This is a genomic window from Bacillus sp. FSL R5-0512 (assembly GCF_038593295.1).
GTDB lineage: Bacteria > Bacillota > Bacilli > Bacillales > Bacillaceae > Bacillus > Bacillus safensis.
On sequence record NZ_CP151982.1, the window covers coordinates 3,001,184 to 3,025,927 of the forward strand.

Genomic DNA, 24,744 nt, shown 5'->3' on the forward strand with positions numbered 1-24,744 from the left:
GATGATTGTTTACTGCATAACATATTGTAGCATAATGCTTCCGCTCTCAGCAAGCCATCTGCATTAGGCTAGAATTGCTTTTGACGATCGCGGAAGGCACGTTCGATTTCACGTTTTGCATCTTTTTTCTTCAGATCTTCACGTTTATCGTATTTCTTCTTCCCTTTTCCGATTCCGATCAGCACTTTGGCAAAGCCATTTTTCAAATAAAGTTTCAGAGGCACAAGTGAGTAGCCTTCTTCCTTTGTCGCACCAATCAATTTGCTGATTTGCTTGCGATGAAGCAGCAGCTTTCTCGTTCTCAGCGGATCATGGTTATAACGGTTCCCCTGTTCGTATGGGCTCACGTGCATATTATGAAGAAACACTTCTCCTCGCTCGATTTTGGCAAAGGAATCTTTTAAATTCACTTTTCCAGCACGAATCGATTTGATTTCAGTTCCTTGTAATACTAGGCCGGCTTCGTATGTTTCTTCTATAAAGTAATCATGATTTGCTTTTTTGTTTTGGGAAACAACTTTTCCCTCTCCCTTTGGCATTGGCGTACACCCTCCTTTTGACACAAACACGGTCCAAATCGTACGGATTATTTTATCAAACAATCCAGCTTTCGACAATGCTGACGCCATGTGGTCAAAAAGCAAATAGAGCGGGATGCCCTATTTGCTTTTTGGCACGTTACTTTTTCTTTTTGCGTTTTTGTTTCGGTGCGTTTTCAAATACGCGTTTTTTCTTTTTCTTCTTTTTACGGTTTGTGAACCAGTCACTTCCGCTTTTATCCTCTTTGCCTTTTTCCCCAGAGGCTTTTTGACCTCCACGCCCTTTTTTCGCTGGTGGATCTGTCCGTTTTTTGAACTTGAAATCTTTTGGAGATTTACGGCGAGTGCCTTTCATCCCGACGATTTCAAAATCAATTGAGTGCTCATCTTTATTAACATTAACAACTTTGACAGTGATTTCGTCACCGATACGGTAGACATTCCCTGTACGTTCACCGATCATGGCAAAGTGCTGTTCATCAAAGCGATAATAGTCGTCTGTCATGTAGCTGACATGGACAAGACCTTCTATCGTATTAGGCAGTTCAACGAATAGTCCGAAGTTCGTCACAGAACTAATCATGCCATCAAACTCTTCACCGATTTTATCTAGCATAAACTCTGCCTTTTTCAGATCATCTGTTTCACGCTCTGCATCGACTGAGCGGCGCTCCATCGTGGACGCATGATCTGCGATTTCAGGCAGCAGCTGGCCCCACTTTTCTAAGGTCGCTTCATCTGTCTTTTTCTGAATCAAATAGGTTCTAATCAGTCTATGCACGATTAAATCCGGGTAACGGCGGATCGGTGATGTGAAGTGTGTATAGAATTCCGTTGATAATCCAAAATGGCCAATGCTTTCTGGATCATACTTCGCCTGTTTCATAGAGCGAAGCATCACAGTTTGAATGACGACTTCTTCCGGTTGATCCCTGACAGCATCGAGGACACTTTGAAGTGCACGCGGGTGAATGTTCGTTGACGTCCCTTTCACAATGTAACCAAACGTCGTTACGAACTCTAAAAAGCGCTGAAGCTTCTCAGGGTTTGGTTCTTCGTGAATTCGGTAAATGAACGGAACATTCATCCAGTGGAAATGCTCTGCAACCGTTTCGTTTGCAACAAGCATGAATTCTTCAATTAATTTCTCTGCAACGGAACGCTCACGAATGACAACGTCTTTCGCTGCGCCTTCATCATCTACAAGTACTTTTGCTTCCTTGAAATCAAAGTCTACAGCTCCGCGCTCCATTCGTTTGTCACGAAGAATCTCTGCAAGCTTCTCCATCTCTTGAAACATCGGCACTAGCGGCTCATATTTGTTTAAAAGCTCTTCGTCTTGGTCGACTAAAATCTTATTCACATCAGAATAGGTCATTCTCTCCGTCGTTTTGATCACACTTTGGAAAATCTCGTGTTTGACGACTTTTCCGTTTCGATCAATGACCATTTCACAAGACAGTGTGAGACGATCGACCTTTGGATTTAATGAACAAATACCGTTTGACAAACGATGCGGAATCATTGGGATGACGCGGTCGACGAGATACACACTCGTTCCACGTTCATAAGCTTCCTGATCAATCGGCGAATTCTCTGTGACATAATGAGAAACGTCTGCAATGTGCACGCCAAGCTTATATTTGCCATCATCCAGCTTTTGCACAGTTACAGCATCATCTAAGTCCTTCGCATCTGCACCGTCAATCGTCACAATCGTTTCATTGCGCAAGTCGCGTCTGCCTTCAAGGTCTTTTTCATCAATCGTTTCAGGTGTGTCTGCTGCCTGCTGAAGTGCTTCTTCTGGGAACTCACCTGGCAGACCGTGTTTATGAATGATCGACAAAATATCAATGCCAGGGTCATTTTTATGACCGAGGATTTCAGTCACTTCACCTTCTGCACTCATTCTTCCTTCAGGGTAGCTTGTCAGCGTCACAACGACTTTATGACCTTCGACCGCACCGTTTTTAGCGGATTTCGGAATGAAGATATCGTTTGTGATTTTTTTATCATCAGGAATGACAAAGCCAAAGCTTTTCGTTTCTGTGTAGGTACCGACAACCGTCTGAGTATTACGCTCGAGAATACGGATAACAGTTCCTTCTTTTTTCGTGCCGTTTGATTTGTGGCTGACACGAACCATGACGGTATCTCCATTCATCGCTGTGCCTAACTCATTTGGCGGGATGAAAATATCATCCTGTCCAAACTCTTCAGGCGTCACAAATGCAAATCCTTTTGCATGAGCAGACAGCTTTCCTTTTACCAAATTCATTTTTTCTGGTACACCGTAACGGTCGCTGCGCGTGCGAACGATGAGTCCTTGATCCTCCAGCGTCACAAGTGCTTTGACGAGCTCTTTATAATCATCAGGATTGGTAATCTCCATCATGACTTCCAGCTCTTGAACGGTTAACGGTTTATACGCTTCTTCTTTCATAAAAGCGAGTAATTCATCCATAAATTCTTCTTTTTGCACACTCTAACCCCCTATATATTTAAATTGACCAATCAAGTGATTCTAAGAATGCATAGACATCCTGATGAACCTTCTCCCGCTCTTTATCAAGCGTGATAACATGGCCTGATTCTTCATACCATTTCAAATGCTTATCATCTGTCTCTACTTCGTTATAAATGATATTCGCACTGTCTGTATTAATCATATGATCGTGACGTGCCTGCACAACAAAAGTAGGTGAATAGATCATGTCGACATTGTTTCTAACATCTGCAATCAGTTCTTGCAGGCTCCTCAGTGTATCCATTGGTGTTTTCTTGAACGATTCCATTTCTTGTTCAATTTGGTCCTCTGACTTACCCTCAAATTTCTTATAGTTACGGGCATAATCTAGTACACCCTGGTACATGACTTCTTCACTTTTTATGTACATAGGTGCACACATAGGTACAATTCCCTTTACAGGTACAGTGTAACCTAATTTCAATGAAAAAACTCCTCCGAGGGATAGTCCGCAAACTGCAATCTCCTCATAACCCTCATCTTTTAAGAATTGATAGCCTTCTTCAACGTCTTTCCACCAGTCAGCCGGGCCTGTATGGACAAGCTCTTCTGGCGGCACACCGTGTCCTTTATATTGAGGTGCATGGCATGTATATCCTCTATCGTTCAAATAACGGCCAAGCATTCGAACATCGGCTGTATTCCCAGTAAAACCGTGAAGAAGAAGCACCGCCTTTTCTCCACCTTTAAACGTGAATGGTTTTGGTGTAACAACTTTCATGATGTGACTTCCTTTCCTTCTGGTATGGTTTATATTTTCCACTTGTATGTATGAAACAAACACAAAAGAGTGCTGATAATAAAAAAAGGTCTGAAAAAAGATCAGACCTTCTGTTACTCGCGCTTTACACGCCTAAATATGCCAATGCAAGTGTTAAGATGAAGAAAAGCACTGACAAAATAACCGTTAAACGGTGAAGAATCAAGTCAAGGCCTCTCGCTTTTTGCTTACCGAAAAGCTGCTCGGCTCCACCTGAAATAGCGCCTGACAGTCCAGCACTTTTACTTGATTGTAGTAATACAACGATGATAAGTGCGATACTGACAATTACGAGTAATGTGATAACAAATGCGTGCATGAAAACACCTCCAGACAAACTGGTACACATAACTTTATTTTACATGAAAACAAGGTGCATGTCACGAAACATCAAAATAAAGATTTCCTATATATTGTCGACTTGATTCGTTATTTTGATACAATTTCGTTCCAAAGTGCTGGCTGCAGCATTTTTATATGCAATTTTTCGGTTAAAAACACATTTTTAATGAGTTGCTTCTTCCTTCAATAGCTGTTTTAATTCTACTAACAAACGTTCAGCTCCTTCAGGACTCAGCATCACGTTCCCATTTCCATAGCTTTTGTTGTACTTCGTCACTTGTCCCGTCAGCAGGCAGCTCTTATCTGCATCATATTTTTTCAGCATAATGGTTTGATCTTCAATGAAAATTTCTAACAGCTGCTCTTCTTTAATATTGAGTACCTTGCGCATTTCTGAGGGCAGAACAATTCTGCCGAGAGAATCAATGTGTCTGACCATCCCAGTCCTTTTCAATGACATTTCCTCCTTAATGATGATATGATGATATCATTCATTGACTTTTGTCAACATTTTCATAGTAAAATAGATCTTCAAATTTTTTATCAAAGTAATGAATCATTTTGCCAATGACAAGCTGTCCCGGTTTTCGGTGACCATTTAATACCCTGCTAAGTGTGGCAGGAGAGATGCCAATTTCATCAGCGAGCTGATTTAACGACATATCGTTCTCGATCATATACTGCATGACAAAAGCCCGCCTGATCTGAATCTTTTCGACCATCATTACAACCTCCTATGGAATCATTATGTACAACATGTAAGACTCTCACATCAAGCAGATTCATTAACTTATGTCAACACTTTTACCCCTCTGCTATTTCCTTTGGTCAATGATCATACTAAAATAAGTCATATACTGAAATGTGAGGTTCGATGTCATGAATCACTTTGGTGAACAATTACGCATTTTAAGAGAAAATAGAAAAATGTCGGTCAATCAGCTTGCCATGTATTCAGGTGTAAGCGCTGCTGGTATTTCTCGTATTGAAAATGGAAAGCGCGGTGTGCCAAAGCCTTTAACCATAAAAAAATTAGCACACGCCTTGAAGGTGCCTTATGAGGATTTAATGCTGCTTGCCGGTCATATTGAACAGGAACAAGTTCATGAAATGAAACCGAAATATGAGTCCATGTTAAAAATCTATCAAACGGCGCTTCAAAAGGATGTAGAACATCTCCCCATTTTTGACGGGGACAAATGGGAAAGGCTCTCCGCACAAGACATCAGCCAGCTGAATGAATACTTTCTCACGCTCATCAACCAAAAAAGGTGAACAAATAGCGGGGCATAAACCTAATGTACATCCACCATTAACTAATGTCAATATTTTCATGGTGTACTTATTGCCAATAGTCAACAAATCAAGTAAAATAGACATATCTAATCTATAACCATGTGAGGTTTTGCGTTAATGAACTTTGGTGCATATTTAAGAGCATTACGTGAGGAAAAGAAGCTGTCGGTGAACCAATTAGCGATGTATTCTGAGGTCAGCGCTGCCGGTATTTCTCGTATTGAAAACGGGAAACGCGGCATTCCGAAACCTCCTACGATTAAAAAGCTAGCTGGTGCGTTAAAGGTACCTTATGAAGACATGATGCAGGCTGCGGGCTATATTGAGGAAGCCGCTTCTGTCCAACAGCTCGAGGAAAATGATCTTTCTTTATCCAAAATAAAGGAAGCCGCAGCGCAATATGAACTTGGTGATCTCGAAATATTTGATGGTGACATATGGTCGACCCTTTCGAAAAAAGAAATAGAGGACCTCAACCGCTATTTGTTATTTATGTTAAACAGCCGTTCGTCCTCATAAATGTTTAAGCTTTTTGCGCCGATTTATGACAGATTTACGGTATAATGGGTTCAGATTGGAGTGAAGAAAGATGAATCAATCTGACATGTGCCCGCGGTTTGAAAAAGCAGTTGAGTTATTGAGTAAACGCTGGGTGGCACTGATTGTTTTTCAGCTTCTCTCAGGTCAGCAGCGCTTTAGTGAAATTGAGGCGGCTCTAACAAACTTAAGCGGAAGAGTATTATCTGAGAGATTAAAAGAGCTGGAAGCAGCAGGTATTGTAAAACGGGAGGTTTTTGCTGAAACACCCGTGCGCATTGAGTATTCTTTAACAGATATGGGGCGTTCACTTGCACCCGTTTTTGAGGAAATTGCGAAGTGGTCCTCTGAATGGATCACGCTTGAATCATAAACCAGCATTCGAACCACCTGATCTTCATAAAACAACCTCCCTTACAGATGTAAGGGAGGTTTTGTCTTTTCAACAGCTTAAGCAGATGTGATGTTTTTTTCAGCTAACGCTTTTCTTTCTTTTTTCTTGTTTGTCGGGCTTAAATAGCGTTCGAGCCAGCCCATGACAAGGTCAGCGATAATAGCCATAAGTGCAGTTGGAATCGCACCTGCTAAAATGATGGCTGTTCCGTTTGTGGCGTTTGACCCTCTGATGATGATATCACCAAGACCTCCCGCGCCCACAAATGTTCCAATCGCTGTAATTCCGATGGCAATGACCAGTGCGGTTCTTAAACCAGCCATAATGACTGATAAAGCAAGCGGTAGTTCAACCATTCTCAGCACTTGCCATTTCGTCATGCCCATCGCTTTACCTGATTCTAAATAGGCATGTTCAATGCTGACAATGCCTGTATACGTGTTTCTGATGATCGGCAGAAGCGAATACAGAAAGAGTGATAGGATGACTGTATTTGCGCCAAGTCCTAATACAAGCATCAACACGGAAAGCATCGCTAATGCCGGTATCGTTTGGATGACGTTGGTAATGGCAAAGACCCAATTGCTCAGCTTGCGGTAATGCGCTACAAAGATGCCTACTGGAATCCCGACAATCGCCGCAAACAACACCCCATACGCCGACATGAGAAAATGCCGATAAAATTCTTCTAACACATATGACCCGTTCTGCTGATAATACGTCCATAATTGCTGCAGTGTGTCCATCAGCCGTGACACCTCCCCATCTTACTCAAAGTAATTGTGTTTTTTCAGGAAATTCTTCGCAACGGTTGCTGGTTCTTGAAGCTCTCCGTCGACTTGATAGTTCAGCTCTTGCATTTGTTCTGTATCGATTTTTCCGATCAGCCTGTTGATCACCTTATCAAGCCCTGGATTTTCTTTTAAGACTTTCTCCGGGACTACTGGCGATGCATCATATGGCGGGAAGAACCGTTTATCATCTTTTAAGATTTTGAGATTATAGGCTTTGATTCGTCCATCTGTTGAATAGGCAAGTACAATATCCATTTTTTCATTTTTTAATGCATCATAGACTAAACCAATCTGCATCGGATATGTGCTGCCAAATTTGATTCCGTATGTTTTCACAAATCCGTCATAGCCGTCGCCTTTCTTTTTGAGCCATATGTTATCGACCCCAAATCGGTAATTGGTCGCATTCTTTTTCAAATCAGAGACCGTTTCTAAATTATTTTCCTTCGCCATCTTCTGCGTTACGGCAAAGGCATACGTATTATCAAATCCATAAGAATCAAACCATTTGTAATCATAGCGTTTTTTAAATTCTTTTTGGACGATCTCCATCGCCCGCTCCGGGTCTTTTTCCGCATCCATTCCAAGCGTGCTTGTTAAATCTGTGCCTGAATATCTTGTGGCAGAAATGTCGACATCTCCGTTTTCCATTGCTTTCTGCTGCACAGTGTTGGAGCCTAGGTTTTTCACAATGGTCGTCTTTTTATCAGTGTAATGTTCAATCATATCGCTAACCATATAGGCCATAATTTCTGATTCGGTAAAGTTTTGTGCTCCAATTCGCAGCGTGCCCCCTGAGGAGCCGGCTAGTCCAGGAAGTGAACAGCCGCTTATCAATAGCAAGCATCCGGCAAGCAGTGCACTGATCCATTTTGTTTTTCGATTCTTCACATAAGCCAACTCCTTATGAAACTTCCTTCAATCCTTTTAAGCCTTCAGGTGTTACTTTTTTCTCCAGCTTCATTAATGATAGGTCGATGATGACTGCTAAAATTGTGACTGGGATCGCACCCGCAATAATGAATTCCGGCTGATACAGCTGAAGTCCAATCAAAATGTAGTCACCTAGACCGCCTCCACCGATAAAGGCTGCAAGTGTTGTCCAGCCAATCAAATAAATCGTTGACGTTCTAACACCTGCCATAATGACCGGTACAGCAAGCGGGAGTTCAACAAGACGAATTTGTTCCCATGTTGTCATCCCGATTCCTTTACCGGATTCAAGCAAGTTTTTGTTCACACCTTGTACCCCGGCATACGTATTTCTTAAAATAGGTAAAACCGAATAGAAAAAGAGAGCAACGATTGCAGGTATTTTCCCAACCCCCAAAATAGGAATAAAAAAGGCAAGAATCGCTAAACTAGGGAGTGTTTGAAAGATATTCACGATACCGATGATAAAACCTGCGCCTCGCTTCATTCGTGTGAGTACCACGCCTAAAGGAACGGCAACAAGAATACCGAGCACGACAGCAATTAAGGAAATATATAAATGCTCCCACATTTTTGTGAGGAGTTCCCCGCCATTTTTCTCTAGAAAGTCGATGATTTGATCCATGTGTACACCTCCCTTACTTCATTTCAGTGACAGCTGCCGGCGTATCGTCTCCCCAAATGGAGTCGTACACAACATCTACCAGACTTGCACGTGTCACAATGCCTTTTAAGTGCCCTTCTGCATCCACAACCGGTACATATTTAATGCCGCGTATTAAGATTTTCCGGACAGTGTCTCTTAGAAGTGCGCCTTCTTGTACGGTATAGAACTCTGTATTTAAAATATCACCAACAAAAGCTGCTTTTCTGCGGTTCGCATCGATTGTTTCAATATCGATATAGCCTTTTAGCACATGATGTTCATCTACTACAAGCAAGGAATCGACCCGCTTTTCTCTCATGATGTAGATGGCATCTGTTAATGTTTTTTCAACTGTAACGGTGACTGGTGACGTGTTCATCATTTGTTCTACACGTTCCATATTCGGATTTGATTGAAGCAGACGTTCTTTGCCGATGAATTCTTCTACGAATTCATTGGCTGGGTTTCGCAGAATATCGTCAGGCGTACCTACTTGGACAATCTCTCCATCTTTTAAAATCACAATTCGATCAGCTAGTTTAATAGCTTCGTCCATGTCATGTGTGACGAATACGATGGTTTTATTTAACGTTTTTTGCAGTTTCTTAAATTCTTCCTGCAATGAATCTCGTGTGATTGGATCAAGTGCGCCAAACGGTTCATCCATGAGGATCAGAGGGGGTTCCGCTGCTAGTGCGCGAAGAACACCAATACGCTGCTGCTGTCCTCCGCTGAGTTCATGAGGATAGCGCTCTAAATATTCCGGTCCCATGTCGACAAGCTTCAGCAGTTCACGCGCCCGTTCTTTTCGTTTTTCTTCCGGCCATTTTAACAGCTTCGGAACAAGTGAAATGTTTTGTGCGATGGTCATATGGGGGAACAGTCCAATTTGCTGAATCACATAGCCAATTTCTCTTCTTAATTGAACTGGATCTTTTTTCATAATGTTTTCTCCCTCGATGAAGATTTTTCCTGAGGAAGGTTCGATGAGTCGGTTGATCATCTTCATGGTTGTTGTCTTACCACAGCCACTCGGTCCAATAAAACAAATAAATTCTCCTTTTGCTATTTCTAAATCAATATTTTTGACAGCTTTTTTTCCGCCTTTATACGTCTTAGATACATTCTCTAGTTTCAGCAAATGAGACACCTCCAATTAGTCGGATCAATATTTTCAGAAAATTTACACCTTATTTATTATAGTGCAAACTTTATAAAATAAAAAGTTTACGATGTGTTTGTATTGCATAACATTTATTTAAAATTTTCAGTTAACGGCCCGATAGATAGAGATCTCTCCTTTTTCCTCCAAATTACGAGCAAATACTCAATATTTATTGTTTTCATCAACAAACAGGTATATGATATATTGTGTTACAAATTGTCAGTCGTGAAGGGATGAATCGGGGAGTGGACAAGCTAGCGTTAGGCGCCATTCAAAAAGCACAGGATCATTATATTGAAAAAGCTGCCGAGAACATGAATGCCTTTGGTCTTTCTTCTACAGTGGGTAGAGTGCTTGGTATCATTCACATGAACCGTAAACCAATGACGCTTGGGGAGCTATCAGAGGCGACAGGCATGAGCAAAACGAGAATGAGTCAAGTCGTTCGAGAAATGCTTGATTTGAATATTGCGGAAAAGGTTTATGAAAAAGGAATACGTAAAGATCTATATGACGTTGAGCAAGATCAATATCAAACGTTTATTTCCTTGTTTGCAGCCAATTGGTCCCGAGTTGTCAGCAAAAACCGCAAGGCACATAAGAAAACGTGCAAGGAATTGCTGGAGCTGCTTGAACAGGACGACCTGCCAGAAGAGACAGAGGATAAAATCAATCTGCTTCTTTCAGAAATCAAGGAAAGTCTTGATTACTATGATTGGATTAGCCGCTTAATTGAATTCTTTGAAAGTGAAGAAGTGTTTAAGCATGTGCCGAAACCTTAAAAAAAGCTGTTTTATTTTACATCATTGTAGAAAAAACAGCTTTTTTATATACACTTATTGCATAAACATTGGAAACATCCCTTTTAAGCCTGCGCCGATCATCTCAACTGCCACTACAGCAAGAATTAATCCCATTAACCGCGTCACGACATTCATCTCTGTTTTCCCCATTTTCCGCATAATGAAACTTGAATAATGAAAGGCATAAAAGGTCATTGCCAGAACGATGACAATGCCAATTACAATCGCAAACATGTGAAGCATCACTTGACTTCCCGGGGTTAAGCTCATCACTGTAGCGATTGTACCAGGACCAGCGATGATCGGGATCGCCAGCGGCGTAACGGAGACATCCGCTTTCTCTTTGCTTTCTGCCTTTTCTTCAGAATGTGGATTTTGGACATGTGACTCCTTTGCATTCAGTAAATTGTAAGCGATACCAAAAATAAAAATACCTCCAGCGATGCGGAGTGCATGAATATCGATCCCAAACAATTTGAAAATAAGCCTGCCTGCCAATAGAAAGGCAATCAGAATGATGAAAGAGACCACAATGGCTTTTTTGGCTGTCTGGGAGCGTTCTTTCTCTGTATATCCCTCTGTTAAGGTGATAAAAAGAGGCACGTTTCCAATGGGATTTGATACAGCAAATAATGAGACCACGACATGAATCATAAAGGAAATCAACAGACACCCTCCTTTTTTCATAGTGTCTGCCAATCTGATGTGAATATTCCCTTGTGATGTTAAAACCTGTATATATTTAACCGATGTTAATAGAGGTTTTATTGAAAGGGGAATCACACATGAAGAAAACAATCACTATCGTCCTTCTATCTGTTGCGGTTTTAGGCGCAGCCGGCTGGATGGTTTGGCAGCAGCAGACCATCAAAGCAGCAGAGGAAAAACATCAGCAAGAAAGCAAAACGAACACTGAGCAGCTTTCGCAGTTAAAATCAGATCAAGCGGATATGAAGCATGAAAACGAAGATCAAAAAAAGAAACTGTCGACCATGTCGAAAAAGCTCAAAAACGAAAAGAAAGCCTATCAAAAAGAAGTCAAGCAGCGAAAAGCGCTTGAGGCAAAAATTGACCAGCTTCAAAAAGAGCTGACAGCAGCGAAAGCCACTGCTCAAGCGAATAAGCAGAGAGCACAGGCTGCAAGGAAACCAACTGTCAAAAAAGACCCAAATGTCACCCACAATCCGCCCTCACAATGGGTACAGGATCAATATGATTGGGGTGTGAAACAAGGGTATATTAAAGAATAGAAAGGATGAAAAAACATGATACACATTCGGCCATTGTCAGGTGATCAATCTGTCCCTATGGATCTTTTACTCTTAGCTGATCCTTCCAAGGAAAAGGTTCTTACTTATGTGCAATCCGGCTCTTGTTATGCCGCGTATCATGAACAGGACGTGATTGGCGTCTATGTGCTTTTATCTCTGTCTCAGCAGACAGTCGAAATCATTAATGTCGCCGTGAAGGAATCATGGCAAGGAAAAGGAATAGGGAAGCAGCTGATCCGCCATGCCATTGCTGAAGCGAAAGCCGACGGATTTCACACAGTTGAAATCGGCACAGGCAACTCGAGCATTCAGCAGCTCGCACTTTATCAGAAATGCGGCTTCCGCATGACATCTATTGACCACGATTTCTTTCTTAAGCATTATGATGAACCGATTTTTGAAAATGGCATTCAGTGTATGGATATGGTACGGCTGTCACTCACTTTGCAAGCAGACTGATGTTTTGTTCCGTCTGCTTTTTTATGTTCTGCGCTTTTTTACCACATGCTTCACATATTGAATGAAGAAATAAAGGACGGCGCCAGCTAAAAAACAGACCACACATCCAAAGAGCGTCGCCTCTGAGCTGAATTGATACTCTTCAATTTTCATGATATAAAATGGCATGCCAAACAATGTTGGGCTTGATTCAACATGATTGACCTCTAGCAGCAGTAAAAAAACAGGGGTCATAAACACAGCAAATACATACAGCATCGCAAGTGTTATACCGCTGGAAAACGAATGAAATACTTTGATCATCTCTTTCTCTCCTTCATCTCTTTTAAACTGGCTGTGATATTTTTCCCGTCTGGACAAGCTGGATGCAGCATCACCGTATTTAGTAAAGAAAAAAACAGCAGCTGATGACTGACCGGATGCTTCCATATCATAATAAGCACAATCGAACAAAGCACCGGAAAGAGCGGCCCTGCAAGTGCCACCATCATATTGAAGCTCGGCCGGACAAATGTTTCATGGACAACCGCCACATGCTTCCAATCAATCGTGACCACAAAATCAAAGAGCGGCCTTTTTTCGAATTTGTTACACACCATGACCATCAGCATATGTCCGAGTTCATGTATCACCACAACCGCTAGGAAACTGCACACAAGTTCTATCATCGCAAGACAGGCCTCTTTAACATGACAGCATATATACAGATAAAGAATGCAAGTGAACCTAGCAGATAGGCGGTGGCGAGAAGATACACATCTGATGAAAGCCACTTCAATAAAAGCATATCGATGAAGCTGAATACAGCAATCATCATCACGATGACAAACAGTTTATTAAACTCACTGATCTTCACGATAAACCCTGTACAGGCCGCCATGGCAGTGATCAACAAAATGGACAAACTTGCGAGGCCATGCCCTTCACTTTCAATGCCTATCACCATAGATGCAAGCCAAATAAACACAAAATATGTCAACAAATTAATAGCGTAATAAAATAAAATTCTCGACAATAAATAAGCACTCTTTGATGTATTTAACATAAAAATAGCCCTTTGATTCATATGATATTCTCTGCCAATCATCAGCGGAAGCATGATCAATATTTCCTTTAATGCATACTGCACAATAAAGGCATACAGCCAGCCGGTTTCTAGCGGTGTAAAAACAAATGGCAGCCCCGCCGTCAAACAAACGAGAAATAAAAACAAAATGCCCTGTTCTTTAAAAACAGCTGACCGGCTGAAATAGACCAATTCCTGCCGCAGGTGCGTCAGAAAGGAAGATTGCGTTCTGATTTTCTTGTAAGAAAACGACTTCACCTCTGTTTTCAGCTGCAAGAACATCCGATGGACATAAGAAGCCGCTACCCCCTTCAGCCATAGCCAGCCAGCACTTAGAAGGATCACCAGAAATATGAGATAGACTGATGGCCATACACGGATCATCTCCATTGCTTTTTGCAAAAGGAGAAACACCAATAGATTCAGCACCGCAAAGCCTAGCGTTTGCAGCAGCAAATGCTCTTTTGTTTTTGATACGAAATGGCTCACAGCAATCCGCATCACCATCCAAGAAGCAAGTGCAAGCAGCGCCAGTACACAGCAAGTCATGCATACAGCCGTTATCCAATACAAAGATGGCGTAACACCACTGATCAAAAGGCCTAAGACAATCGGTAAAAAAAGCAGTCCTACCATGAGAAAACAAAAGAGCATCGGAAAGAAATACACACAAAGGACAAATGGCACACTTTGTATCGCACTATTCAAAAAGTAGAATTGATATTCCTGTCGCTTTAATTTATTGCGGGATAACAAAATAGCTGCACCTAAAAGTAAAAGCGTCATTTTCATCAATTGGAGGTATAGAGCAGCCGGCTCACTTTCTCCTGCCTGCATGAAAAAGCGCAGGCTGATAACGACGTATATTGCGTACATGAGCAAGAAAAAAGCCGCGGCTGCGAGAAGCTGTATAGGGTACTTTTTTGCAAGCTGCTTTCCTTTCGTTGTCAGCATTCCCCATTCTATTTTATGAAGAACGTGTCGTGTCCAGATCATTGAGTAACCTCTCCACCTGCATATAGTAATCTCGATTCACTTCTTTATAAATCTCTTCAAGTGCCTGATGAGGAAATGTCTGATTCGTTTCTTGGCGGGACATATCCAGCTTGACGTCCCCATTTCTTAAGATCATGAGATGGTCATAAAGCGTATCACCAAAGCTCAAATGATGGGTTGAAATGAGAATGCCAGCGCCTTGATTTCTCAGCTTCATGAGCACCTTTTTTAAGATGATCATCATATCTGGATCAAGTCCGTTCGTTGGCTCGTCGAACACATAATAATCACATGGCCTGAGGAGCTGGGAAATGATCTGCGTTTTCTTTTGATTGCCATGAGACAGCTGAGCGATAGGCTGATCCATATATGAACCCAGCTCAAACAGTTCGATGAACGTCTCCTCCCGTGTGACATCTTGCTCATTTGGCAGCTGAAGTAATTGAAAGTATTCCCTCGGTGATAAATAATCGAACAACGAATGCTCGTCAGGAATATAGGAAACATGTTTTTTCAACAAGGAGATGTGTTCTGAGGATTGAAGGTTCAGCTGTTTACCGTGTAAAGTGACGCATCCTATAAATGGTGTCAGCCCAAACATGGATTGGATCATCGTCGTCTTTCCCGCACCATTATGCCCCAAAAGCAGCAGCATCTGCCCTTTCTCGACATTCATTTGAATATTACGGAGAGAGAAGGTGCGGCTATATGTTTTTTCTTTTAATTGTAATGTCAGCATCATATCCCTCCGTTTGTTTCAGATAGAACAGATGACCTTGCATCTGTTCTCATCCCTGTTAAAAACCGCACTGGATTTTAACGTACATGCCTAATAATTTGAACTCTCCTAAAAATTTCGAGCCCCGTCCAAAGGTCTTGCATGCCCAAATCAATGCTCCGAGTGAAATAATGCCTAATATAGCGGCAAGGACATAAATCCAAAATGCGTTTTTCTGTACATTCTTAGAAGTTAAAATTCGTTGCTTCCTTTCATCATATGCCGCCAATAGGTGAAGGACATACATATACACACCTACTGGAAAACGAAGGCTAAAAGGATTCAGCATCTCATCACCCCCTAATATATGTAAAATGATACCACCTCCTTACAGAGAGCATAAGTTCATTTCAGATCATATTTTTAGTCGATTTTTCATGATTTAGTGCTTATAAATGGAGAGGATTTTGGCTTCTTCTCTAACTGAAGGAGGATTTTTTACAGAAATAGGATAAGCCAAATGAATTAGCCACCGGATTTTCGCTCAACACAAAAAAAACGCTGCGTCCCGCTCTCATGAAAGAGCGGAACGCAGCGCATAGCTGACATTATTTATTCAAGTTATAGAATGTTGCAATGCCGTGATATTGTGCTGTTTCAGCCAATTGATCTTCGATGCGAAGTAATTGGTTGTATTTCGCCACACGGTCCGTACGAGACGGAGCACCTGTTTTGATTTGTCCAGCGTTTGTTGCCACAGCGATGTCTGCAATTGTGCTGTCTTCTGTTTCACCAGAACGGTGAGAGATAACAGCTGTGTATCCTGCGCGTTTTGCCATTTCGATTGCATCAAATGTTTCAGTTAATGTACCGATTTGGTTTACTTTGATCAGGATTGAGTTACCAACGCCGTTTTTGATTCCTTCAGAAAGCTTCTTCGTATTTGTAACGAACAAGTCGTCTCCTACTAGCTGAACCTTGCTGCCAAGGCGCTCAGTTAATAGTTTGTGACCTTCCCAGTCGTTCTCATCAAGGCCGTCTTCGATAGAGATGATTGGGTATTTCGATACCATATCTTCATACCAGTCAACCATTTCAGCAGATGTTTTCACAACACCTTCGCCTGATAAATGATATTTACCGTCTTCTTTGTTGTAGAACTCAGAAGATGCAGCATCCATTGCAAGTTTCACTTCTTCACCTGGTTTGAAGCCAGCTTTTTCGATCGCTTCAACGATTGTTTGAAGTGCTTCTTCGTTAGAACCAAGGTTTGGAGCGAATCCACCTTCGTCACCTACAGCTGTGTTTAAGCCTTTTGCGCTTAATACAGATTTCAGGCTATGGAAGATTTGAGCGCCCATGCGAAGTGCTTCACGGAAGTTCGGTGCACCTACAGGCATGATCATGAATTCTTGAATGTCTACGTTGTTATCCGCATGCTCTCCGCCGTTGACGATGTTCATCATTGGTACTGGAAGCGTTTTGGAGTTGAAGCCACCAAGGTATTGATAAAGTGGAATTTGTAAGAAATCAGCAGCCGCACGTGCTACAGCGATAGATACGCCAAGGATTGCGTTTGCGCCTAATTTCCCTTTGTTTTCTGTTCCGTCAAGTTCGATTAACATTTTGTCAATCGCTACTTGTTCTGTTACATCAAAGCCTAAAAGCTCTGGTGCAATGATTTCGTTTACGTTGTTTACAGCTGTCAGAACACCTTTTCCAAGGTAACGGTCTTTGTCTCCGTCACGTAGTTCTACTGCTTCATATTCACCAGTAGAAGCACCACTTGGAACAAGCGCACGGCCAAAGCCGCCAGATTCTGTGTAAACTTCTACTTCAACTGTTGGGTTACCGCGAGAGTCTAATACTTCGCGTGCATATACGTCAACAATGTATGGCATGTTTAATTTCTCTCCTTTTGAATCAATTTTTTTATTTCTGAATTAATGATGTTCCTGTCATCTCTTTTGGTTTCTCAAGACCAAGTAAGTCTAAAAGCGTTGGAGATAGATCGGCTAAAATACCGCCTTCTCTAAGCGTCGCACCTTTTTTCGTCACGATGACTGGTACAGGATTCGTTGTATGTGCAGTATGCGGCTTTCCTTCTTCGGTAATGAGCACGTCTGCGTTACCGTGGTCTGCCGTGATGATGGCATGTCCGCCTTTTGCCAGGATTGCGTCGACTACAGCTCCTAAGCACTCATCTACTGCTTCAATAGCTTTGATTGTTGGCTCAAGCATACCTGAATGACCAACCATATCCGGGTTAGCAAAGTTCAGGATGATCGCATCATGCTTGTCAGCATTGATGTCTGCAACAAGTGCATCCTTTACCTCATAAGCGCTCATTTCCGGCTTGAGGTCATAGGTTGCCACATCTGGTGAATTGATTAAGATGCGGTCTTCACCAGGAAATTCTTCTTCACGTCCACCACTCATAAAGAACGTCACGTGAGGATATTTCTCTGTTTCAGCAATCCGCAGCTGTTTCAATCCGTTTTGAGAAAGCACTTCTCCTACTGTGTTATCCAAATTCACTGGTTTGAAGGCAACATAACCATCAACCGTTTCACTGAAGTGTGTGAAGCAGACGAAGTGTAAATTCTTCGGATGAGCTTCTCCGCGGTCAAACGAGCGGAAATCTGCATTTGTGAAAGTGTTCGAGATTTGGATGGCACGGTCTGGACGGAAGTTATAGAAAATCACAGAGTCACCGTCGTTTACTTTGGCAACCGGCTCACCATTTTCTCTCGTAATGACAGATGGAATAACGAATTCATCGTAGATTCCATTTTCATAGGAGTCATCAACGACATCATAAATGTTTTGATAACTTGGGCCTTCACCATATGCCATCGCGCGGTACGCTTTCTCCACACGATCCCAGCGTTTGTCACGGTCCATTGAGTAATAGCGTCCAGAAAGTGTTGCCACTTCACCGACACCGATTTCTTTGATTTGATCTTCCAGCTGTTTCAAGTACACTTTGGCTGTCTTCTGACCAACATCACGTCCGTCCAAGAAGCCATGAATGTATACCTTTGTTAAGCCTTCTTTTTTCGCCAGCTTCAGCAGGGCAAAAAGATGCTGGATGTGACTGTGCACACCGCCGTCTGACAAGAGTCCAAATAAATGAAGCGCCTTGTCATTCTCTTTTGCATAAGTCATTGCATCTAGGAACGTTTCGTTTTTCTCAAATTCCCCTTCACGGATGGCAACATTCACCCTTGTTAAGCTTTGATACACAATACGTCCTGCACCGATGTTCAAATGCCCAACTTCAGAGTTTCCCATTTGACCTTCTGGGAGGCCTACTGCCTCACCTGAAGCCGTTAAGGTTTGATGCGGAAATTCATTCCAGTAGCGGTCAAAGTTCGGTTTTTTTGCTTGTGCGACAGCGTTACCGACTGTTTCGCCTCTTAAACCGAACCCGTCTAAGATGATTAATGCAGCTGGTTTCTTACTCATATTGACCTTCCTCCAATAATTGAACGAAAGACTGAGGTTCTAAGCTTGCGCCGCCTACCAAAGCACCGTCAATATCGGATTCTGCCATATATTCTTTAATATTTGCCGGCTTCACGCTTCCGCCATATTGAATGCGAAGGCTGTCTGCCGCTTCTTGACCAAATTCGCTTGCAACGGTTTGGCGGATGTGTGCGCAAACGTCGTTTGCATCTTTCGCTGTAGAAGATTTTCCTGTACCGATCGCCCAGATTGGCTCATATGCAATCACAGATTCAGCGACTTGCTGCTTCGTTAAACCAGCTAGTGCTTTCTTCACTTGATCAGCGACAAGTTCATTTGTTTTGCCAGCTTCACGCTCTTCAAGCGTTTCACCTACACAAATGATTGGAACGATGCCATGCTTGAATGCAGCATGTGCTTTTTTGTTCACTGTTTCATCTGTTTCAGCAAAGAATTCACGGCGCTCTGAATGCCCAATCACTGAATAGCCGATGCCTAAATCTTTTAGAGCAGCAGGGCTGATTTCACCAGTGAATGCACCATTTTCTTCAAAGTGCATGTTTTGTGCACCAATTTTAAGGTCTGTTCCGTTTGAAAGGCTGTTTAACTTTTCAAGGAAAAGAGCTGGCGCACAGACAATGGATTCCACTTTGTCAGGAGATGGAATAGATGACTTGACTTCTTCAACGAAGCTGACTGCTTCGCCAAGTGTTTTGTTCATTTTCCAGTTCCCAGCTATAATTGGTTTTCTCATGATTGACACTTCCTTATAGCAGTTTTGGTCTTATTTATCGTTTAATGCAGTAACACCAGGAAGTTCTTTGCCTTCCATAAATTCAAGTGAAGCGCCGCCGCCTGTAGAAATATGGCTCATCTGATCGGCAAGACCAAATTTCTCAACAGCTGCTGCTGAATCTCCACCGCCAATGACAGAATATGTATCTTTTGCTTCTGCCAGTGCTTCTGCGATAGCTTTTGTTCCTTTAGCGAATGCATCGATTTCAAATACACCCATTGGTCCGTTCCAGACAACAAGTTTGCTGTTTTTAATAACGTCAGCATACTTTTCTCTTGTCTCTGTTCCAATATCAAGTGCTTCTAGATCACTTGGAATTTCAGAGATTGGCACAATGCTTGTATTCGCATCATTTGAAAAGTCGTCGGCTACCAGAACATCTGTTGGAATCAGGAAGTTCACGCCTTTTTCTTTTGCACGGTCCATAAAGGATTTCGCTAAATCGACTTTATCTTCTTCTAGTAGAGATTTCCCTACCTCGTGGCCAAGTGCTTTCACAAATGTGTAAGCAAGTCCGCCGCCGATGATGAGGTTGTCCACTTTATCAAGAAGACTTTCAATCACACCGATTTTATCCTTTACCTTTGCGCCGCCGATAATCGCTGTAAATGGGCGATCAGGATTTGAAATGGCTTTCCCTAGAACCTCAAGCTCTTTTTGCATGAGGAAGCCTGAAACAGCCGGAAGATAAGCTGCAATACCAGCTGTCGATGCATGTGCACGGTGTGCAGCACCGAACGCATCATTGACATACACATCGGCTAAATCAGCAAATGCTTTTGATAATTCAGGATCGTTCTTTTCTTCACCAGGATAGAAACGAACGTTTTCAAGCACTAGCACATCTCCTTCTTTTAAGTCAGAGATTTGCTTTTTCACGTTGTCGCCGTAAGCTTCATCTGCTTTTTTCACTTCTTTTCCAAGAAGCTCTTGCAGACGTTTTGCCACAGGTGTCAGACGCAGTTCTTCAGTAACTTGACCCTTCGGACGACCCAAATGACTAGCTAGCAGTACCTTTGCGCCTTGTCCTGTTAAATACTCAATTGTTGGTAATGCTGCACGGATACGAGTATCATCCGTCACTTCTCCGTCCTTCATCGGAACGTTAAAATCTACGCGGCAGAACACAACTTTACCTTTTACGTCAATGTCTTTTACTGATTTCTTATTCATGCTCGTCAGGAGATCCTCCTTTATTCTGGTTTCCTTACGCATTGGACAAGACTCTCTTTATCCTTTTCCCATTTTGCCCTCATCAAAACGAGAAATCGTGCAGAACGGATAAAAACAGAGAAAAAGGGAAAGGGATGCTTCCCCTTCCCTTGTCCGTCTTCATTATATCGTGTCTCTAGGAAAGAACCAAGTGAGTTCCTTCAGTGTGAGAAATTAAAGACCTTGTTTTGCAATGTAAGCTGCAAGGTCAACAACGCGGTGAGAATATCCGCTCTCGTTATCGTACCAAGAAATCACTTTCACCATGCTGCCTTCCATTACCATTGTAGAAAGAGCATCGATTGTTGAAGAGTTTGCATTACCATTGTAGTCACCAGATACTAATGGCTCTTCGCTGTAGCCAAGGATTCCTTTAAGTTCTCCTTCAGCTGCTTCTTTAAGTGCTGCATTTACGTCTTCAGCTGTTACATCTTGGTTTAATTCAGCCACAAGGTCAACTAAAGAAACGTTAGGTGTTGGAACACGCATAGCGCCGCCGTTTAATTTACCTTTAAGTTCAGGCAATACAAGTGAAACAGCTTTCGCAGCACCTGTAGAAGTTGGGATGATGTTTTCCGCAGCTGCACGAGCACGACGGTAGTCTTTGTGCGGAAGATCAAGAATTTGCTGGTCATTTGTGTATGAGTGAACAGTTGTCATCATACCGCGTTTGATACCAAATTTATCGTTAAGTACTTTTGCAAATGGAGCTAAGCAGTTTGTCGTACAAGACGCATTAGAGATGACATCGTGGCTAGCTGCATCGTATTTGTCTTCGTTTACACCCATAACGATTGTGATATCTTCTTCGTTAGCAGGAGCAGAGATGATGACTTTTTTAGCGCCAGCTTCTAAGTGTTTCGCAGCGTCTGCACGTTTTGTGAAGAATCCAGTAGATTCAACAACGATTTCTACGCCTTGTTTACCCCAGCTTAATTTCGCAGGGTCACGCTCAGCTGATACTTCGATTGTTTTACCGTTCACTACTAAGTTTGTACCGTCTACAGAAACCTCTGCATCTAGTTTTCCGTGAACAGAGTCATATTGTAAAAGGTGTGCAAGCATGTTAGCATCTGTTAGATCGTTAACCGCTACTACCTCAACTTCAGGATTATTTAATGCTGCACGAAATACGTTACGTCCAATACGTCCAAATCCGTTAATACCGACTTTTACTGCCATGATGTTTCCTCCTTTTATAGGTCACAATGTTTTATATTGAGGGATCAATTGACTCCCTTAATAACTCTTTTGCGGCTCCTTCGTCTGTGACGAGAACCGTTCGGCGCGGTTTCTTGAAATAAGCTTCAATCGCCCCCGCCTTTGATGATCCACCTGCAACAGCAATGATGTGTGGAATGCTTTCTAGATCATCTAGCTGCATACCGACGGAGTGCACTTTGTGTACGACCTCACCATCACGATTAAAGTAATAGCCAAAGGCCTCTGTCACTGCGTCATGCTCATCAATCTTTTTTAAATCTTCAGCTGGTGTATTTCGTCTCATCGCCATTGTTTTTGCTTCACCAATACCATGAATAAGCATCGTGGACGATTTAATCGTTTGAAGCACTTCTTTGACGGACGGCTCTTCAATAATGGAAGAGTAAGCACCTTCTGACAGCTGCCCTGGAACAAACAGCAGTTTGTAAGTACCGGAAGCTTTTTCAGCCATGTGGGCACAAATGGTGTTTGCCTGATTTTTTACATTCTCCCCAAGACCGCCTCTCGCAGGGACAAACATCATATCGCGGTTTTTGGCATCAGGGGTCATCATTTCGGCAACGGCTTCCATCGTCGTTCCGCCAGTGACGGCGACGATATTATTTCCAGTAAACCTTTTTTTCATGCATTGGACAGCAGCTCTTCCCATTTCTTGCTTCACCCACGGGGATTCGTCACTGTCACCAGAAACGATCATGACTTCTTCCAGGCCTAACTTTCTCTTTAATGTATTTTCCAAAAAGGTTAAACCTAAAACGTCCTTCATCATTCCTTCAAGCATTTCAAGCAAAGCGTGACCCTCACTCGTCAGCATCATGCCGCTCGTTTTGACATCCAGCAGATTTTGTTCTTTTAAAAACTGAACTTCAGCACGTAAGATGCGCTCGCTGAGACCAAGACTCGTCGCAAGGCTTCTGCGGCCAATTGGTTCAGCTAATCTGATGTACTGCAAAATGTCGTAGCGTTTTTGCATAACAATGAGAAGATCTGGCAATAATTTTTTTTGAGCTTCCAATAAATGATTCATGGCTAACGACCCTTTCTTTTCACGTTGGACCAAAAACGTCCCACTGTGACAAAAAACGTCCCGCCACAGCCAAAAAAAATCAATCCCTGCTTTCTTTAATTATTTTAACAGGATAATCTTGCATTTTCAACTCTTACAAACACATTTAGACAAAAAATAGACACATTTTCACCGATAACCTGCTTGTCATCAAGGTTCTTGCTATGATATTTCTTTTCAAAATATTTATTTTCTTTTATATAGAATGTATTCACGATGCAAAATGTGCATGCTGGTGAGATCAGCATGCACATTTTTTTCAGGATTTGCTTATGTTTTTGTGATGGTTCCAAACTGTTTTGCCTCTTCTTTCGGTTTGATTTTGAGATAATAAATGATGTAACAGGCAGCCATGAACGGAATTCCGCAATAAAGACCGATCCGCTGATCCTCGATAAAAAACAAGCTGATGAGGACAATGCCAAATGCGATAAAGCCTGCTAATGGGACAAATGGATAGAGCGGTGTTCGGAAGACGAGATCCTTTACATCTCCGCCCGCCTTTATGAATTGTTTTCTAAAGAAATACTGGGACAAGCAAATAGACATCCACACCACAACAAGAACCATACCAGAAATAGAAATGAGCCACACATACACCGTTTTTGGTGCCACAACACTTGTCAGCAGAGATAGTGCAGATACGCCCATTGTGACCAATAGTGCATTGATCGGAATTTTACGCTTGGACAGCTTTTTCGTAAAGTCAGGTCCTTTCCCGTCTTTCGACAGCGCCCAAAGCATACGTGATGATGCATATAATCCAGAGTTTGCTACAGATAAGACCGCTGTGATGATGATAAAATTCATGATATCTGCAGCATACGGTATGCCGACCTTGTCCAGCACGACGACAAACGGGCTGTCGACGGTGCCTGCTGTCTGCCACGGAAGAAGTGCGGCCAGAACCGCAATGGATAAAACGAAAAAGACCATCGTTCTCCAAATAATATTTCGTATAGATCGCGGCAATGTTTTTTCAGGGCTTTCACTCTCTCCTGCGGCAATCCCTACAAGTTCTGTTCCTTGAAAGGAGAAATTGACCGTGACCATGGTTAATAAAATAGCAAAAACGCCGTTAGGAAATAGTCCGCCATGATCCGTCAAATGACGAAATAGAGGGGCTGGTTCTCCATCTTTTAGATCAATCATTCCGAAAATTGCGCCAATTCCAATGATAATAAATAATAGGATGGCAGCGACCTTAATGGCTGAAAACCAAAACTCGGTTTCAGCGAAGCTGCGAGCTGAGATGGCATTCACGGCAAATAAAATTACGCTAAATGCAAGACACCACAGCCAAACAGGGATATCTGGGAACCATCTTTGGAGCAAAATGCCTGCTGACGTAAACTCCAGTCCTATTGTACATGCCCAGCTAAACCAATAAAGCCAGCCGATCATAAAGCCTGTGGACGGACCTATATATTTGGTTGCATACTCCTGAAAGGAACCCGCTGTCGGCATCGCCACTGCTAATTCTCCAAGACAGAGCATCACCAAATACATTAACAATCCGCCAATGATAAAGGATAGAATGGCTCCCCCGGGTCCAGCCTGATGGATAATGAGTCCTGACCCAAGGAAAAGACCAGTACCAATGACGCCGCCTAAGGCAATCATAAAGAGATGCCTGCTTTTCATGGAACGTTCTAGTTCATTATGCTGCTCTTGCTTCAAATCATTTTCCCCACTTTCACTCTTCTATTCATCATCCTTTGACAAAATTCGC

Annotated in this window: 29 protein-coding genes; 6 read left to right on the top strand and 23 right to left on the bottom strand. The window is 42.3% G+C overall.

Annotated elements, in window-relative coordinates; translation table 11 throughout:
- Window positions 1-68: 68 nt before the first annotated feature.
- From smpB to NSQ25_RS15540, 6 genes are all read right to left on the bottom strand, one after another.
- Window positions 69-539, bottom strand: a complete 471-nt coding sequence (smpB, locus tag NSQ25_RS15515; protein ID WP_012011279.1) for an SsrA-binding protein SmpB — start codon at window positions 537-539, stop codon at window positions 69-71.
- 139 nt (window positions 540-678) lie between these two features.
- Window positions 679-3,021, bottom strand: a complete 2,343-nt coding sequence (rnr, locus tag NSQ25_RS15520) for a ribonuclease R (RefSeq protein WP_041115651.1) — start codon at window positions 3,019-3,021, stop codon at window positions 679-681.
- A 19-nt stretch (window positions 3,022-3,040) separates the two neighbouring features.
- Window positions 3,041-3,787, bottom strand: coding sequence for a carboxylesterase (locus NSQ25_RS15525; RefSeq protein WP_034280925.1), 747 nt, complete (start codon window positions 3,785-3,787; stop codon window positions 3,041-3,043).
- Window positions 3,788-3,911: 124 nt separating this feature from the next.
- On the bottom strand, window positions 3,912-4,145 hold the full coding sequence (secG, locus tag NSQ25_RS15530) for a preprotein translocase subunit SecG (RefSeq protein WP_003212746.1): 234 nt from the start codon (window positions 4,143-4,145) through the stop codon (window positions 3,912-3,914).
- 186 nt (window positions 4,146-4,331) lie between these two features.
- On the bottom strand, window positions 4,332-4,622 hold the full coding sequence (locus NSQ25_RS15535; protein WP_024423481.1) for an AbrB/MazE/SpoVT family DNA-binding domain-containing protein: 291 nt from the start codon (window positions 4,620-4,622) through the stop codon (window positions 4,332-4,334).
- Window positions 4,623-4,659: 37 nt separating this feature from the next.
- Window positions 4,660-4,893 carry a helix-turn-helix transcriptional regulator gene (locus tag NSQ25_RS15540; protein ID WP_024719830.1) on the bottom strand — a complete coding sequence of 78 codons (234 nt, stop codon included), beginning with the start codon at window positions 4,891-4,893 and terminating at the stop codon, window positions 4,660-4,662.
- A 154-nt stretch (window positions 4,894-5,047) separates the two neighbouring features.
- On the opposite strand from NSQ25_RS15540, the gene NSQ25_RS15545 reads away from it, so the two are divergent.
- From NSQ25_RS15545 to NSQ25_RS15555, 3 genes are all read left to right on the top strand, one after another.
- Window positions 5,048-5,443 (top strand): helix-turn-helix transcriptional regulator, encoded by a 396-nt coding sequence (locus tag NSQ25_RS15545; RefSeq protein WP_034280928.1) that lies wholly within the window; start codon window positions 5,048-5,050, stop codon window positions 5,441-5,443.
- Window positions 5,444-5,581: 138 nt separating this feature from the next.
- On the top strand, window positions 5,582-5,983 hold the full coding sequence (locus tag NSQ25_RS15550) for a transcriptional regulator (protein WP_144496382.1): 402 nt from the start codon (window positions 5,582-5,584) through the stop codon (window positions 5,981-5,983).
- Window positions 5,984-6,053: 70 nt separating this feature from the next.
- Window positions 6,054-6,374 carry a helix-turn-helix domain-containing protein gene (locus NSQ25_RS15555; RefSeq protein ID WP_024423485.1) on the top strand — a complete coding sequence of 107 codons (321 nt, stop codon included), beginning with the start codon at window positions 6,054-6,056 and terminating at the stop codon, window positions 6,372-6,374.
- Window positions 6,375-6,451: 77 nt separating this feature from the next.
- On the opposite strand, the gene NSQ25_RS15560 is transcribed toward NSQ25_RS15555, so the two are convergent.
- The 4 genes from NSQ25_RS15560 to NSQ25_RS15575 are packed head-to-tail and all read right to left on the bottom strand — an operon-like array spanning window position 6,452 to window position 9,909.
- Window positions 6,452-7,141, bottom strand: a complete 690-nt coding sequence (locus NSQ25_RS15560; RefSeq protein ID WP_034280931.1) for an ABC transporter permease — start codon at window positions 7,139-7,141, stop codon at window positions 6,452-6,454.
- A 21-nt stretch (window positions 7,142-7,162) separates the two neighbouring features.
- Window positions 7,163-8,080 carry an osmoprotectant ABC transporter substrate-binding protein gene (locus NSQ25_RS15565; protein ID WP_061110093.1) on the bottom strand — a complete coding sequence of 306 codons (918 nt, stop codon included), beginning with the start codon at window positions 8,078-8,080 and terminating at the stop codon, window positions 7,163-7,165.
- 13 nt (window positions 8,081-8,093) lie between these two features.
- Complete coding sequence (locus NSQ25_RS15570; RefSeq protein ID WP_034280933.1) at window positions 8,094-8,747, bottom strand: ABC transporter permease; 654 nt, start codon at window positions 8,745-8,747, stop codon at window positions 8,094-8,096.
- 13 nt (window positions 8,748-8,760) lie between these two features.
- Complete coding sequence (locus NSQ25_RS15575; protein ID WP_025094044.1) at window positions 8,761-9,909, bottom strand: betaine/proline/choline family ABC transporter ATP-binding protein; 1,149 nt, start codon at window positions 9,907-9,909, stop codon at window positions 8,761-8,763.
- A 269-nt stretch (window positions 9,910-10,178) separates the two neighbouring features.
- On the opposite strand from NSQ25_RS15575, the gene NSQ25_RS15580 reads away from it, so the two are divergent.
- On the top strand, window positions 10,179-10,715 hold the full coding sequence (locus NSQ25_RS15580; RefSeq protein WP_034280936.1) for a GbsR/MarR family transcriptional regulator: 537 nt from the start codon (window positions 10,179-10,181) through the stop codon (window positions 10,713-10,715).
- A gap of 54 nt (window positions 10,716-10,769) precedes the next feature.
- Here NSQ25_RS15580 and NSQ25_RS15585 read toward each other — a convergent pair whose 3' ends face one another.
- Entirely contained in the window at window positions 10,770-11,402 is a 633-nt protein-coding gene (locus NSQ25_RS15585) for an NAAT family transporter (RefSeq protein WP_034280938.1), read from the bottom strand.
- A gap of 119 nt (window positions 11,403-11,521) precedes the next feature.
- Here NSQ25_RS15585 and NSQ25_RS15590 point away from each other — a divergent pair, with 119 nt between their 5' ends.
- Both NSQ25_RS15590 and NSQ25_RS15595 read left to right on the top strand, forming a co-directional pair.
- Window positions 11,522-11,986, top strand: a complete 465-nt coding sequence (locus NSQ25_RS15590; RefSeq protein WP_041115645.1) for a hypothetical protein — start codon at window positions 11,522-11,524, stop codon at window positions 11,984-11,986.
- A 15-nt stretch (window positions 11,987-12,001) separates the two neighbouring features.
- Window positions 12,002-12,466: a GNAT family N-acetyltransferase gene (locus tag NSQ25_RS15595; RefSeq protein WP_326135816.1), complete on the top strand. Its 465-nt coding sequence runs from the start codon at window positions 12,002-12,004 to the stop codon at window positions 12,464-12,466.
- 21 nt (window positions 12,467-12,487) lie between these two features.
- Here NSQ25_RS15595 and NSQ25_RS15600 read toward each other — a convergent pair whose 3' ends face one another.
- The 12 genes from NSQ25_RS15600 to NSQ25_RS15655 all read right to left on the bottom strand — a co-directional run bounded on the left by NSQ25_RS15600 (window position 12,488) and on the right by NSQ25_RS15655 (window position 24,656).
- Window positions 12,488-12,769, bottom strand: coding sequence for a hypothetical protein (locus tag NSQ25_RS15600; RefSeq protein ID WP_024426069.1), 282 nt, complete (start codon window positions 12,767-12,769; stop codon window positions 12,488-12,490).
- Entirely contained in the window at window positions 12,766-13,134 is a 369-nt protein-coding gene (locus NSQ25_RS15605; protein ID WP_217008731.1) for a hypothetical protein, read from the bottom strand. Before NSQ25_RS15605 ends, NSQ25_RS15600 begins: the two co-directional genes overlap by 4 nt.
- Window positions 13,131-14,528 (bottom strand): hypothetical protein, encoded by a 1,398-nt coding sequence (locus NSQ25_RS15610; protein ID WP_326135818.1) that lies wholly within the window; start codon window positions 14,526-14,528, stop codon window positions 13,131-13,133. Before NSQ25_RS15610 ends, NSQ25_RS15605 begins: the two co-directional genes overlap by 4 nt.
- Window positions 14,500-15,267, bottom strand: coding sequence for an ABC transporter ATP-binding protein (locus tag NSQ25_RS15615; protein WP_041115638.1), 768 nt, complete (start codon window positions 15,265-15,267; stop codon window positions 14,500-14,502). The genes NSQ25_RS15610 and NSQ25_RS15615 overlap by 29 nt, the downstream gene beginning before the upstream one ends.
- 58 nt (window positions 15,268-15,325) lie before the next feature.
- A complete protein-coding gene (locus tag NSQ25_RS15620) occupies window positions 15,326-15,595 on the bottom strand; it encodes a hypothetical protein (protein WP_024423498.1) in 270 nt (89 codons plus the stop codon).
- Between the two features lie 259 nt (window positions 15,596-15,854).
- A complete protein-coding gene (gene eno, locus NSQ25_RS15625) occupies window positions 15,855-17,147 on the bottom strand; it encodes a phosphopyruvate hydratase (RefSeq protein WP_003212752.1) in 1,293 nt (430 codons plus the stop codon).
- 31 nt (window positions 17,148-17,178) lie between these two features.
- A complete protein-coding gene (gpmI, locus tag NSQ25_RS15630; RefSeq protein ID WP_034280952.1) occupies window positions 17,179-18,714 on the bottom strand; it encodes a 2,3-bisphosphoglycerate-independent phosphoglycerate mutase in 1,536 nt (511 codons plus the stop codon).
- Complete coding sequence (gene tpiA, locus NSQ25_RS15635; protein WP_017359213.1) at window positions 18,707-19,468, bottom strand: triose-phosphate isomerase; 762 nt, start codon at window positions 19,466-19,468, stop codon at window positions 18,707-18,709. The genes gpmI and tpiA overlap by 8 nt, the downstream gene beginning before the upstream one ends.
- A gap of 30 nt (window positions 19,469-19,498) precedes the next feature.
- Window positions 19,499-20,683 (bottom strand): phosphoglycerate kinase, encoded by a 1,185-nt coding sequence (locus NSQ25_RS15640; protein ID WP_024426073.1) that lies wholly within the window; start codon window positions 20,681-20,683, stop codon window positions 19,499-19,501.
- Between the two features lie 213 nt (window positions 20,684-20,896).
- Window positions 20,897-21,904, bottom strand: coding sequence for a type I glyceraldehyde-3-phosphate dehydrogenase (gap, locus tag NSQ25_RS15645; RefSeq protein WP_007500174.1), 1,008 nt, complete (start codon window positions 21,902-21,904; stop codon window positions 20,897-20,899).
- A 31-nt stretch (window positions 21,905-21,935) separates the two neighbouring features.
- The gene (locus NSQ25_RS15650) at window positions 21,936-22,973 is read right to left on the bottom strand and encodes a sugar-binding transcriptional regulator (protein WP_034280955.1); all 1,038 of its coding nucleotides are present in this window, start codon (window positions 22,971-22,973) and stop codon (window positions 21,936-21,938) included.
- A gap of 309 nt (window positions 22,974-23,282) precedes the next feature.
- The gene (locus NSQ25_RS15655; protein WP_259455922.1) at window positions 23,283-24,656 is read right to left on the bottom strand and encodes an amino acid permease; all 1,374 of its coding nucleotides are present in this window, start codon (window positions 24,654-24,656) and stop codon (window positions 23,283-23,285) included.
- Window positions 24,657-24,744: the final 88 nt, after the last annotated feature.

Coding starts and splice junctions, on each gene's coding strand:
- NSQ25_RS15525 (WP_034280925.1), bottom strand. CDS start 3,787: ATGAAAGTTGTTACACCAAAACCATTCACGTTTAAAGGTGGAGAAAAG.
- NSQ25_RS15545 (WP_034280928.1), top strand. CDS start 5,048: ATGAATCACTTTGGTGAACAATTACGCATTTTAAGAGAAAATAGAAAA.
- gap (WP_007500174.1), bottom strand. CDS start 21,904: ATGGCAGTAAAAGTCGGTATTAACGGATTTGGACGTATTGGACGTAAC.
- NSQ25_RS15650 (WP_034280955.1), bottom strand. CDS start 22,973: ATGAATCATTTATTGGAAGCTCAAAAAAAATTATTGCCAGATCTTCTC.
- smpB (WP_012011279.1), bottom strand. CDS start 539: ATGCCAAAGGGAGAGGGAAAAGTTGTTTCCCAAAACAAAAAAGCAAAT.
- NSQ25_RS15640 (WP_024426073.1), bottom strand. CDS start 20,683: ATGAATAAGAAATCAGTAAAAGACATTGACGTAAAAGGTAAAGTTGTG.
- NSQ25_RS15655 (WP_259455922.1), bottom strand. CDS start 24,656: ATGAAAAGCAGGCATCTCTTTATGATTGCCTTAGGCGGCGTCATTGGT.
- eno (WP_003212752.1), bottom strand. CDS start 17,147: ATGCCATACATTGTTGACGTATATGCACGCGAAGTATTAGACTCTCGC.
- gpmI (WP_034280952.1), bottom strand. CDS start 18,714: ATGAGTAAGAAACCAGCTGCATTAATCATCTTAGACGGGTTCGGTTTA.
- NSQ25_RS15555 (WP_024423485.1), top strand. CDS start 6,054: ATGAATCAATCTGACATGTGCCCGCGGTTTGAAAAAGCAGTTGAGTTA.
- NSQ25_RS15600 (WP_024426069.1), bottom strand. CDS start 12,769: ATGATCAAAGTATTTCATTCGTTTTCCAGCGGTATAACACTTGCGATG.
- secG (WP_003212746.1), bottom strand. CDS start 4,145: ATGCACGCATTTGTTATCACATTACTCGTAATTGTCAGTATCGCACTT.
- NSQ25_RS15550 (WP_144496382.1), top strand. CDS start 5,582: ATGAACTTTGGTGCATATTTAAGAGCATTACGTGAGGAAAAGAAGCTG.
- NSQ25_RS15620 (WP_024423498.1), bottom strand. CDS start 15,595: ATGCTGAATCCTTTTAGCCTTCGTTTTCCAGTAGGTGTGTATATGTAT.
- NSQ25_RS15595 (WP_326135816.1), top strand. CDS start 12,002: ATGATACACATTCGGCCATTGTCAGGTGATCAATCTGTCCCTATGGAT.
- NSQ25_RS15615 (WP_041115638.1), bottom strand. CDS start 15,267: ATGCTGACATTACAATTAAAAGAAAAAACATATAGCCGCACCTTCTCT.
- NSQ25_RS15610 (WP_326135818.1), bottom strand. CDS start 14,528: ATGATCTGGACACGACACGTTCTTCATAAAATAGAATGGGGAATGCTG.
- tpiA (WP_017359213.1), bottom strand. CDS start 19,468: ATGAGAAAACCAATTATAGCTGGGAACTGGAAAATGAACAAAACACTT.
- NSQ25_RS15560 (WP_034280931.1), bottom strand. CDS start 7,141: ATGGACACACTGCAGCAATTATGGACGTATTATCAGCAGAACGGGTCA.
- NSQ25_RS15540 (WP_024719830.1), bottom strand. CDS start 4,893: ATGATGGTCGAAAAGATTCAGATCAGGCGGGCTTTTGTCATGCAGTAT.
- NSQ25_RS15570 (WP_034280933.1), bottom strand. CDS start 8,747: ATGGATCAAATCATCGACTTTCTAGAGAAAAATGGCGGGGAACTCCTC.
- NSQ25_RS15605 (WP_217008731.1), bottom strand. CDS start 13,134: ATGATAGAACTTGTGTGCAGTTTCCTAGCGGTTGTGGTGATACATGAA.
- NSQ25_RS15590 (WP_041115645.1), top strand. CDS start 11,522: ATGAAGAAAACAATCACTATCGTCCTTCTATCTGTTGCGGTTTTAGGC.